Source organism: Planococcus sp. A6 (assembly GCF_028823615.1).
Lineage (GTDB): Bacteria > Bacillota > Bacilli > Bacillales_A > Planococcaceae > Planococcus.
In genome coordinates this window covers 1-10606 of sequence record NZ_JAPEHT010000112.1, presented here as the reverse complement: position 1 = coordinate 10606, position 10606 = coordinate 1, and the positions used below count along the sequence as shown (strand labels likewise).

At 48.7% G+C, this 10606-nt stretch carries 13 protein-coding genes; 8 read left to right on the top strand and 5 right to left on the bottom strand.

Features of this window, described 5'->3' with window-relative positions; translation table 11 throughout:
- Nucleotides 1–70: 70 nt before the first annotated feature.
- Nucleotides 71–334 carry a YwdI family protein gene (locus ON064_RS14400; RefSeq protein WP_274625311.1) on the bottom strand — a complete coding sequence of 88 codons (264 nt, stop codon included), beginning with the start codon at nucleotides 332–334 and terminating at the stop codon, nucleotides 71–73.
- Between the two features lie 59 nt (nucleotides 335–393).
- The gene (locus ON064_RS14395; protein WP_274625310.1) at nucleotides 394–1068 is read right to left on the bottom strand and encodes a uracil-DNA glycosylase; all 675 of its coding nucleotides are present in this window, start codon (nucleotides 1066–1068) and stop codon (nucleotides 394–396) included.
- A gap of 129 nt (nucleotides 1069–1197) precedes the next feature.
- On the opposite strand from ON064_RS14395, the gene ON064_RS14390 reads away from it, so the two are divergent.
- The gene (locus tag ON064_RS14390) at nucleotides 1198–1452 is read left to right on the top strand and encodes a hypothetical protein (RefSeq protein ID WP_274625309.1); all 255 of its coding nucleotides are present in this window, start codon (nucleotides 1198–1200) and stop codon (nucleotides 1450–1452) included.
- 60 nt (nucleotides 1453–1512) lie between these two features.
- The gene (gene pdxK, locus ON064_RS14385; protein WP_274625308.1) at nucleotides 1513–2346 is read left to right on the top strand and encodes a pyridoxine/pyridoxal/pyridoxamine kinase; all 834 of its coding nucleotides are present in this window, start codon (nucleotides 1513–1515) and stop codon (nucleotides 2344–2346) included.
- A 174-nt stretch (nucleotides 2347–2520) separates the two neighbouring features.
- Here pdxK and ON064_RS14380 read toward each other — a convergent pair whose 3' ends face one another.
- Both ON064_RS14380 and ON064_RS14375 read right to left on the bottom strand, forming a co-directional pair.
- On the bottom strand, nucleotides 2521–3462 hold the full coding sequence (locus ON064_RS14380; RefSeq protein WP_274625307.1) for an ABC transporter permease: 942 nt from the start codon (nucleotides 3460–3462) through the stop codon (nucleotides 2521–2523).
- Complete coding sequence (locus ON064_RS14375; RefSeq protein WP_274625306.1) at nucleotides 3463–4335, bottom strand: ABC transporter permease subunit; 873 nt, start codon at nucleotides 4333–4335, stop codon at nucleotides 3463–3465.
- 125 nt (nucleotides 4336–4460) lie between these two features.
- Here ON064_RS14375 and ON064_RS14370 point away from each other — a divergent pair, with 125 nt between their 5' ends.
- The 3 genes from ON064_RS14370 (at nucleotide 4461) to ON064_RS14360 (ending at nucleotide 7136) form a co-directional block, all read left to right on the top strand.
- Nucleotides 4461–4811, top strand: coding sequence for a YojF family protein (locus ON064_RS14370; protein WP_274625305.1), 351 nt, complete (start codon nucleotides 4461–4463; stop codon nucleotides 4809–4811).
- Between the two features lie 12 nt (nucleotides 4812–4823).
- A complete protein-coding gene (gene bshB2, locus ON064_RS14365) occupies nucleotides 4824–5504 on the top strand; it encodes a bacillithiol biosynthesis deacetylase BshB2 (RefSeq protein ID WP_274625304.1) in 681 nt (226 codons plus the stop codon).
- Between the two features lie 279 nt (nucleotides 5505–5783).
- A complete protein-coding gene (locus ON064_RS14360) occupies nucleotides 5784–7136 on the top strand; it encodes a YjiH family protein (RefSeq protein WP_274625303.1) in 1353 nt (450 codons plus the stop codon).
- 33 nt (nucleotides 7137–7169) lie between these two features.
- Here ON064_RS14360 and ON064_RS14355 read toward each other — a convergent pair whose 3' ends face one another.
- Complete coding sequence (locus ON064_RS14355; protein ID WP_121298437.1) at nucleotides 7170–8114, bottom strand: L-threonine 3-dehydrogenase; 945 nt, start codon at nucleotides 8112–8114, stop codon at nucleotides 7170–7172.
- 240 nt (nucleotides 8115–8354) lie between these two features.
- Between ON064_RS14355 and ON064_RS14350 the strand changes: the two genes are divergently transcribed.
- The 3 genes from ON064_RS14350 to ON064_RS14340 form a co-directional block, all read left to right on the top strand.
- Nucleotides 8355–9173 carry an amino acid ABC transporter substrate-binding protein gene (locus ON064_RS14350; RefSeq protein ID WP_274625302.1) on the top strand — a complete coding sequence of 273 codons (819 nt, stop codon included), beginning with the start codon at nucleotides 8355–8357 and terminating at the stop codon, nucleotides 9171–9173.
- Nucleotides 9160–9861 (top strand): amino acid ABC transporter permease, encoded by a 702-nt coding sequence (locus tag ON064_RS14345; protein WP_274625301.1) that lies wholly within the window; start codon nucleotides 9160–9162, stop codon nucleotides 9859–9861. The genes ON064_RS14350 and ON064_RS14345 overlap by 14 nt, the downstream gene beginning before the upstream one ends.
- A gap of 31 nt (nucleotides 9862–9892) precedes the next feature.
- Nucleotides 9893–10606 (top strand): amino acid ABC transporter ATP-binding protein (locus ON064_RS14340; protein WP_274625300.1); only part of this gene is annotated, 714 nt, incomplete at its 3' end.

Here is a 10606-nt window from a genome sequence, read left to right as displayed (position 1 = left end):
GCGACTGCTAGTAGTCCATTGACCGCTCCCGCTATCAAGAAAAATTTCATTTGTTTCGTCCTCTTTCCATTTAAAATTCAAAAAGCGAATCGCCGTTCGCCCCTTCTTCCTGAAGCCTCGTGGCCGCGGGAACCGACTGCGGCCGGTTCACCGGTTCCGCCTGAAGCGGCATGGCGCGCGGTTTTTTGGGCGCTTGCATGCCGTCTTCGAGAAGCAGGTCGCATAAGGCGCGAATAGCGGCAAGGGATTCCCGGATTTTTTCGGGTTCGCTCCCTCGCGCGCGGGCTGTATGCTTATCGATTTCGTCTAAAATGCGTGTCGTTTCGATGCCCATGTGTCATGGCCCCTCTCGCTGTTAGTCCCATCCAGTTTACCACGTGCCTGCCGGATTCGTCAGTCCAGGCAGAAATCAATCGGTTCTTCGCCGCGCGATTGTAACAGCTTGTTCACTTTTGAGAACGGCTTGCTGCCGAAAAATCCGCGATGTGCACTGAGTGGGCTCGGATGCGGTGCTTCGATGATGTCGTGGCGTTCGGTATCGATCAGGCGTTTTTTCGTCTGTGCCGGTTTGCCCCATAAAATGAAAATAACCGGCTCTTTTCGTGCCGACAATTTCCGGATGACTTCGTCCGTGAACTGCTCCCAACCTTTTCTCTGGTGCGAATGCGCTTGCCCTTGCCTTACTGTCAGGACCGTGTTGAGCATGAGCACCCCTTGGTCAGACCATTTCGTCAAGGTCCCGTCCACCGGTTTCTCGCAGCCAATGTCGTCTTCTAGTTCCTTGAAGATATTGCGCAGGCTCGGCGGATGTGCGATGCCTGGCTGAACGGAAAAGCTCAAGCCGTGCGCTTGATTCGGCCCATGGTAGGGGTCTTGCCCGAGGATGACTGCTTTGACATCTTGATAAGCCGTATGTTCAAAGGCATTCCAGATATTCTCTTTTACCGGATAAATGGTTTCTTTGGCATATTCGTCTTTTAAGAACTCCCTCAACTCCTTGTAATAGCTTTTGCTGAATTCTTCCCCTAAGATTTCCTGCCAGTCATTGCTGAAAATTTGCTTGCCCATTGTATCTACTCCTTCGTCAAATAACTTTTCTTTTCAATACCCGTTCTCTTTTTCTCTAGTCTTCTCCATTTGCAAGCGCTTCAATTCGCCACCCCGCCGTGTTACGATGGAGAAAAGGGGCGGAATCATATGGCAGACTGGCGGCAAAGGATTTCTGAAATTTCCAAAACGAAAGGCGACAGCGCACCCGAAAGCGCTAAACGCGCCGGCATGGGCTGTCTGATCGGCTTGATTGTTCTAGCAGCCATTTTAACATTGGTGATGGCGATTGGCCTATTCACTAGCGGCCATTGGGTCATCGGGGGCATCACGCTGTTATTTTCTCTCGCTTCCATTGCGACCGTCCTGGCATTGGCTTGGCCGCACAGGCCCAAACCGTTGTAAATGGCGCAAAATTTCTATAAAATTAGCTCAATGACTAAAAAGCCTAAAGGAGATTGACTTATGACACTCAAAAAGACACTCACCATTGCAGGATCCGATACTTCCGGCGGCGCTGGCATCCAGGCCGACCTGAAGACGTTCCAGGAACACGGCACATACGGCATGAACGCTTTGACGGTCATCGTCACGATGGACCCGGACAACCATTGGAGCCATGGCATCCATCCGATCGCGCTCGATACGCTAGATGCCCAGTTGAAAACAGCATTCTCGACTGGAATCGACTCTTTGAAAACCGGCATGCTGCCGACTGTCGATATCATCGAAATGGCTGGCAAGGCCATCGAAGCATCCGGCATTACCGATGTTGTCATCGACCCGGTAATGGCATGTAAAGGCGAAGACGAAGTACTATTCCCTGAAAATGTCGATGCAATGGTTAAATACTTGCTGCCGCACGCAAAAGTCGTGACACCGAACCTTGTGGAAGCAGGCCAATTATCAGGACTCGGCACACTTCACACAGTTGAAGACCTGCAAAAAGCTGCGGAAAAAATCCATTCACACGGTGCAAAGTTCGTCGTGATCAAAGGCGGCAAGCAATTGAAGCACGAAAAAGCGGCCGACCTTCTCTATGACGGAGAAAAGCATTACCTGTTGACGGCTGAGAAAACCGATACGACTTATAATCACGGCGCCGGTTGCACATTTGCTGCGGCGATTACGGCCAATCTTGCTAACGGCCAATCGGTCAAAGACGCGGTCTACAACGCGAAAATCTTTGTTTCTACAGCGATTGCGCACGGCTGGAAGCTGAATGAATACGTTGGCCCTGTCATGCACGGAGCTGCGAATAAATTTCATAAAGTAGAAGTTGACGTAGTGGAGCTATAATTCCACACGTACAAAAGGAGGGCGCAAATGCGACCTCCTTTTGTTATGCCGTTTTACGCTGGGAATCATTTACTTGTTTTGTAAAGGACCACTTGATTAGACGGATTCATTTAGATAGTTTTTCATTTTTCAATCGCACCATTTTCTCACGCAGCTGCTCCCGGTTCCACTCGACTAGCGGATCTTCTTGCGTTTGTCGGCGGCTTTCTTGATTTTGGGGTTTTTCGACCGTAAATAGCCTTCCATCATGAGTGACACCGAAAAAATAGCGAGCCCTATGCACAATACAGGGACAAGCGGCAGCCAAGGGGCACTTTGCAAGTATCGAAAGCTCGAGCCGAACAGTCCCGCCCATTCGTAAGAAATTGACATCGGGGGATCGCCAAACATGGGATCATAGCTGACTTTGGTTCCTCCCAAAAACAAATCCAGCAGTCCAAGATGCGCCAGTATGATGAATGTCTCCATGACTTGTTGACCGTACAGGACAGCAATTTTTTCACGCATTTGTGGATATAGATGCTTTCGGATAATCCGAAGACGTCCCGCGCCAAGGGTTTTCGCTGCAAGGATGTACTCCTTATCCCTAAGCAAAGCAGCTTCATTGGCAATCAGAACTGAGACGATCGGAACGGTCAGCAGAGCCATTATGATCACTTGTACGGAAATCCGTTCCCAGAGCGTGCTCGAAAATCCATTTTCCGGCATCCACAACAACGGAGTTAACACATAAGCCGCGAACAAAGTCAGTGGAATATAATGCATCGAGTCGGCAAAACTGGACATTAATTTGCGCTGTTTATCGAAATAAATACCGAATATATATCCGATTGGCACCGCAATTGCCATCCGGACTGCCGCTATTGCTAGTGCAGCCAAGATGGTGTATTTCGCCCCGAGCATCAATTTCCCCAGCAGGTCATAGCCATATTGGTCAGTTCCCAGCGGATGCTGCCAGTTAGGAGAAATAGGGGCCGCTTCCACTGCCCGACCATCTTCCATCAAATAATGAGTTTGCGCCGGAACATCGCCCCACACCCATTCGTATACAAAACTGCCCACGAGGAAAAAACTCAAAATGAAAAAACCAAAGATAAAGTACGGTTGGCGCCACATTTATACCACCGCCTTGTTGTGCCGGCGTGATACGAAAAACCATTCCCCTAAGCTATACAAAATGAACATCGGCAGGAAAAAGCTGAAAATGGTCACCAGAAAACCGAGTGGGTGCATATTTCCACTGAGAAATAGCATGATCCCTGGAAGATTGAACATCAACTCGAGTACAAACAAGTTCGATAGCATGAACCACATCGTTCTCTTAGATTGAAAAAACACGCTAATGATTGCATTACGGAACATATGTATGAGCACGATGTAGACTTTTGAAAAGCCAAGTGCGCGGGCAAGTTCTACATACATCTGGCGCTCTTCCTCTTGAAAAGTCAGCATTGATAGGCGGTAAAGTTGAATAGTCGGCAAAACTGCCAGACACAATACAGGCAGCCAGTAAATTTGATCCTCCCCTGCCACAGCAATTTTCGAAATCAGTACCCCGGTTTCTTTAAAGAAGAAAATGACACTAAGCTGTGCCAGCATAATGATCAACAAATCCGGGACCGACTCCAGAAAATAAAGCATCATTTTTACCCGTTCCCGTATACTGTCAGACAGCAGCATAGTCACTATCGTTAAAGTCAATGACGCTATAAAGGCTACTAGCAAAGCCAAAAATAGAATTTCAAGTGAATACACGATGTAGGCGAAAATGTTTGGGAATAATGGCATCTCCTGCCCTGCACGGTAATTAAGAAACGCAATTTCTCCGATGGGCCAAAGCCCTTCCAATGTCTCGCGTATCGATTCCACGTATAATCGCCCTCGCCATTCTCCTTCTACCCAGCCCCTGACGAGAATCGGCAAACTGCCCGCCAAGACAATCCCGGCGATGGCGATAAAGAAATTAGTTAAAAATTTCAAACCTTTCACCCCTTTTGGAAAATTTTCTCTTTTTTAATTTTATCATCCATCCTTTCTGTTGCAAGCGTACTAATCGCATTCGGCAGCAGAGTTCCTTATACTATTAGAATACCGATTTAATTAGGAGGAACATCATGGAACTAGTAGAAGTCAAACAACTCCAAGCGGCGATCGATTCATTCGTCGGCAAGGATGTCTACCTTCATTTAGAAACGACAAATGGCAGCTACGCAAGCCATTTCAATGAAGGCTTTTTCAATGCCGGCGCATTTATCCGCAATGTCGTTATCAATTTCGAACTTGGCAAAGTTGTCGGCGACAGCCCACACCGTGTCGGGCTGAAATTGCCGCATGGCTGGGTTTACGCACAAGGCATCACTCATTTTGAAATCGATGAACAAGGCCGTTTGCTGCTCGCCGGCCACGACGGAACCGGAAAATTAGCGGTGGCGCTGCAACTCAGCGAAACACCGTTTAGCTATTAAGGAGGAATTCAAATGACCATCCCGAAAGAACAACATGTACTGGTCATCTTCCCCCACCCCGACGACGAAGCGTTCGGAGTGTCGGGAACGATTACGACCCATATCCAACAAGGAACGCCCGTTACATACGCCTGTTTAACGCTTGGCGAAATGGGCCGCAATCTTGGCAACCCGCCGTTCGCGACGCGTGAGTCTTTGCCTGCCATCCGCAAGCAAGAACTGCTGGCCTCTGCGGAAGCGATGGGCTTGACGGATCTTCGTATGATGGGCCTACGTGACAAAACACTGGAGTTCGAAGATGACGAAAAAATGGTGCGCATGATGGAAGAGCTGATTGAAGAAACCAACCCTTCGCTAATCATCACTTTCTACCCGGATTTTGCCGTGCATCCTGACCATGAAGCAACAGCGCGCGCCGTAGTTCGTGCTGTGCGCCGCATGGAGGACCGCCCGAAACTTCATTGCGTGGCATTCGCCAACAATACACTGGATGTGCTCGGTGAGCCTGACATCGTCTACAATATCAAGCCCGTACGTGAGCATAAGATGAATTCAATGAAAGCCCATATTTCGCAAACTGCTTGGATGCTCGAGGAAATGGAGCACAAGCTGCAAAATGGCGACACCGAAACCGAAAACTGGCTGACCTTGGAACGGTTCTACACTTACCGTTGGGACCAGGATTTCGAATAACTCCCTGAACTGAATCCCGCGCCGCATGTCTCTTAGAGATGCGGGGCGGGATTTTCTTGCTATTAAGAGGGAAAGAGGATCAGTTGCCAGGTTCTATGATAGCCGCCAATATTATCCATATTCAGCAATAAGATTTTCTTTCTTAAAAATACTATTATTTTCCGTTGTTTTCAGATAATATAAACATTACTAATGACAGCGGTTCCAAAGGGGAAAGTGTTGTATAATTAGTATAATTTACGTTTATTCATACAATAAAGAGAAAAGGGGAATACTATTTTGAAAAAGTTTTCAGCTTCTACTTGGTTATTATTCCTGATTCCGTCTTTCCTGGGGATTCTTTTGTTCCTGATTCCCATCCCGACTGATGAAGGATGGAAAGTCACGATTGCCGTGCTTGCGGGTCTTATGGCCAGTGCAATCGAATCGTTTGTCCCTTGGGTCGTTCTTGCTATTCTGGTGATTGCCGCAGTCGGCTCCTTGGCCTTTATCGGCAAAAAGGAAAACACCTCTGACACCGTTCCATTTTTCGAGAAATTATTCAACGTCAACTTATTTTGGACATTAACACGGGTTGTCGCCGCAGTTTTTGCTTTCATGGTATTATTCCAAGTCGGGCCTGAACCGGTTTGGAACGAAAATACTGGCGGCCTGTTGTTATCAGGAAGCGGATTGCTTTCTTTCCTATTCACGATTTTCCTGTTTGCCGGACTGTTCTTACCGCTTTTGATGAATTTCGGCTTGCTTGAATTCTTCGGGACGATGATGGTCAAGATCATGCGCCCGCTGTTCCGCCTTCCTGGCCGTTCTTCTATTGATGCGCTGGCCTCTTGGGTCGGCGACGGCACAATCGGTGTCCTGCTAACCAGCAAGCAATACGAGGATAATAAGTATACGCAGCGTGAAGCCGCGATTATCGGAACGACATTTTCTGTCGTCTCCATCACTTTTGCCATCGTCGTCATTGAAGAAATCGGCCTTGGCGAATATTTCCTTCCATATTACGGCACTGTTATTCTGGCAGGGGTTATATTGGCACTCATCATGCCGCGCATCTATCCGCTGGCACAGAAAAAGACGGAATTCATGGACGGCTCGCCGCAGGACTCCGTTTCTGAAGACGTGCCAAATGGACAAGGCCTGGCATCACATGGTATAGAAAAAGCACTCGAAAAGGCGGACCGCAACCGCTCTGTTGCCAATTTCTTCTCAGATGGCATGAAGAACGTGCTCGATATGTGGATTGGCGTAGCGCCTGTCGTCATGGCGTTCGGTACCATCGCTTTGATTCTTGCGGAGTACACTTCAACTTTCGTCATTCTCGGCGCACCGTTTGAACCGTATTTGAACCTTCTCGGCGTCCCTGAAGCTGCAGAAGCTGCGCAATTGATGGTCGTCGGTTTTGCCGATATGTTCCTTCCGGCTATTCTCGGGGCAGGCATCGAATCCGAAATGACACGTTTTGTCGTGGCGACCATGTCTGTTACGCAATTGATCTATATGTCTGAAGTCGGGGGCTTGTTGCTCGGCTCCAAAATCCCGGTCAATATTTTCGATTTGATCGTCGTTTTCCTTTTGCGTACAGTCATTGCTTTGCCGATCGTTGTCGGCGTGGCACACCTATTGTTCTAATCAAGTTATAGAAAAGGAAATTAAACCTTTTTATTATGCTTGCTGTAATTTTTGTTTTAATTTTTCCAGCATGTCTGCCGTCATGGCATCCAAGTCATACTCCGTTTTGAAGTTCCATTCGTCTTTTGCGGCACTGGCATCGATACTATCTGGCCAGCTGGCAGCGATCGCCTGGCGCGCTGGGTCGACATCATAGCTCAATTTAAAATCCGGGATATGCTTGCGGATCGATGCTGCAATCTCTTCCGGTTCAAAGCTCATCGCCGTAACGTTGAATGCGTTACGGTGAACGAGCTTGTCCGCATCAGCTTCCATCAAGTCGACAATCGCCTGAAGCGCATCCGGCATATACATCATGTCCATGCGGGTGCCTTGTGCGATATAAGAAGTATAACTGCCTTTTTCGATTGCCTGATAATAGATATCTACGGCATAGTCTGTCGTTCCGCCGCCTGGAGGCGCAACGTTCGAGATTAAGCCAGGAAAACGGAGGCCGCGGGTATCGACGCCGAATTTCGTGAAGTAATAATCACAAAGCAATTCCCCTGCCACCTTGTTGACGCCGTACATCGTCGTCGGGCGTTGAAGCGTGTCTTGTGGAGTGTCATTTTTTGGCGTTGAAGGGCCAAATGCGCCAATCGAGCTTGGCGTGAAAAATTGCATACCGAGTTCACGGGCTGCTTCAAGTGCATTGACCAATCCGCCCATATTCAAGTTCCAAGCGAGCAGCGGCTTTTCTTCTGCAGTCGCAGACAATAGCGCCGCCATATGGATCATCGTGTCGGCATTGAAGTCACGCGCTAACGTCAGCATGCGTTCTGCATCCGTCACGTCCAAAATTTCGAAAGGCCCGTCTTGAGTATCGGATGGACGGATGTCCGTTGCCAATACATTTTCCGCACCATATGTTTCGCGCAATTTGCCTACTAACTCCGAGCCGATTTGCCCTAAAGCTCCTGTCACCATGATTCGTTTCATTTTTCAAGCACTCCTTTTCTATAAAACATTTGTCCGCTCTAAAAAGACATTTAAATCTTTCTAAACGCTTTCATATCAAGCTTTTCGTTAGAGTCATTATAAATTGTTCTCTTTAAAAAAACAATGGCTTTTGCTTATTTTAGTCAGCCGATTAAACCTACTATACAGGTAAGCTTTATTGTGCTTAAATAGAACAACAACGCCATAAAGGCAATAATTTAACGAAATGGGGAACCATCGATGAAGAAACAATGGGCATTTTTGCCAATCGGTGCAGCTGCATTATTCCTAACAGCTTGCGGCTCTTCCGATAACGCAGACAATACAGAATCAGGCAGCAGCACAGAAGGCGAAACGGACTTGCTCGCTGAAATCCAGGAAGAAGGAACTTTGGTCATCGGCACTGAAGGGACATACCCGCCTTTCACTTTCCATGACGACAGCGGGGAATTGACAGGCTTTGACGTGGAAATCGCCCGTGAAGTCGCAGACCGCCTCGGTGTCGAAGCGGAATTCCTTGAAACGCAATGGGATGCCATGTTCGCAGGTCTTGATGCCGAGCGTTTTGACATGGTCGCCAACCAAGTCGGCATTAACGAAGAACGCGAGGAAAGCTATGATTTCTCAGATCCATACATCACTTCGACCGCCGTTCTCGTCGTAGCTGAAGGCAATGAAGAAATCCAAAGCTTCGATGATCTGGAAGGCAAGCTCTCGGCGCAGTCATTAACAAGCAATTATGCGGAAATGGCCACTTCTTACGGCGCAGAGCTTGAAGGCGTTGAAGGCTTTAACCAGGCAATCGAATTATTGGTATCAGGGCGTGTCGATGCGACAGTCAACGATAACTTGACGGTCCTTGATTTCCAGAACCAGCGTCCGGATGCGGGCATTAAAGTCGTCGATGAATCCGGCGATGCAGCACAAAGCGCGTTATTGTTCCGAAAAGGCAACGACACCTTCGTTGAAGCAGCAAATGAGGCACTTGCTGGAATGATCGAAGACGGCACATACGAAGAAATCTCCAATAAGTGGTTCGGCGAAAATGTACTTGAATAGTATTTTCTCAAACCCTGAACGGTTGGAACGGCTTGGCGACATCGCCCAGTCCTCCTTCTTGCCTTTGATCGAAGCGGCTGTGCAATTCACTTTGCCGCTTTCGGTCATTTCTTTTATCCTCGGGCTATTCCTGGCGGTCATCACGGCGCTTGCCCGCATTTCCACCGTCCGGGTTCTGCAATGGATTGCGCGCGTCTATGTCTCGATCATCCGTGGCACCCCGCTGCTCGTTCAATTGTTCATCCTGTTCTACGGTTTGCCGACAGTCGGCGTCACCATCGACCCATTTCCGGCAGCCGTCATCGGATTTTCCTTGAATGTCGGCGCCTACGCTTCGGAAGTCATCCGTGCGGCGATCTTGTCGATTCCAAAAGGCCAGTGGGAAGCAGCCGATACGATCGGCATGTCTTATTCCCAAACATTGCGCCGCGTGATCTTGCCTCAAGCCTCGCGCGTTTCGGTGCCGCCGCTTTCGAACACATTCATCAGCCTGGTCAAGGACACGTCTCTTGCCGCCTTGATCTTGGTGACGGAAATGTTCCGCGTCGCCCAGCAAATCGCGGCGACCAATTATGAATTCCTGCTTCTTTACGGGCAAGCGGCATTAATCTACTGGATCATTTGCTTCTTGTTGTCACTCGTACAAGGGCGCTTGGAAAACCGCTTTGACCGTTATGTTTCCCGCTAAATCCAGATCGATCCATAGATAGGAGTTTATTATGATTTCAATTAAAAACTTGCATAAGAGCTTCGGCGAGCTGGAAGTGCTGAAAGGCATCGACCTCGACGTCGAAAAAGGGCAAACGATCGTTGTCATCGGCCCTTCCGGTTCAGGAAAAACCACTTTCCTCCGTTGCCTCAATATTTTGGAGAAGCCAAGTGATGGAACGGTTGAAATCGGGGGGCTTGTCGCTGATTTCTCGAAACCGATGTCGAAAAAACAAATCATGGCCTTCCGCAAACAATCGGCGATGGTGTTTCAACATTACAATCTGTTTCCACACATGACGGCACTTGATAATATTTTGGAAGGGCCTGTCACCGTCCAGAAAAAAGACAAAGCACAGGCAAAAGAAAAGGCATTGGCGCTACTCGACAAAGTCGGGCTGTCGGATAAAGCCGATTCGTATCCACACCAGCTGTCAGGTGGCCAGCAACAACGCGTCGGCATCGCCCGTGCGCTGGCGCTCGAACCGAAAGTCATGTTGTTCGATGAGCCGACTTCTGCACTCGATCCAGAGCTTGTCGGAGAAGTGCTGCAGGTCATGAAAGACTTGACCCAAGAAGGCATGACGATGGTCGTCGTCACCCACGAAATGCGTTTTGCCAAAGGCGCGGCCGACGAAGTACTGTTCATGGACAGTGGCCGGATTGTTGAACGTGGGACACCGGATGAGGTGTTCAATCGCCCTCAGGAAGAACGCACGAAACGC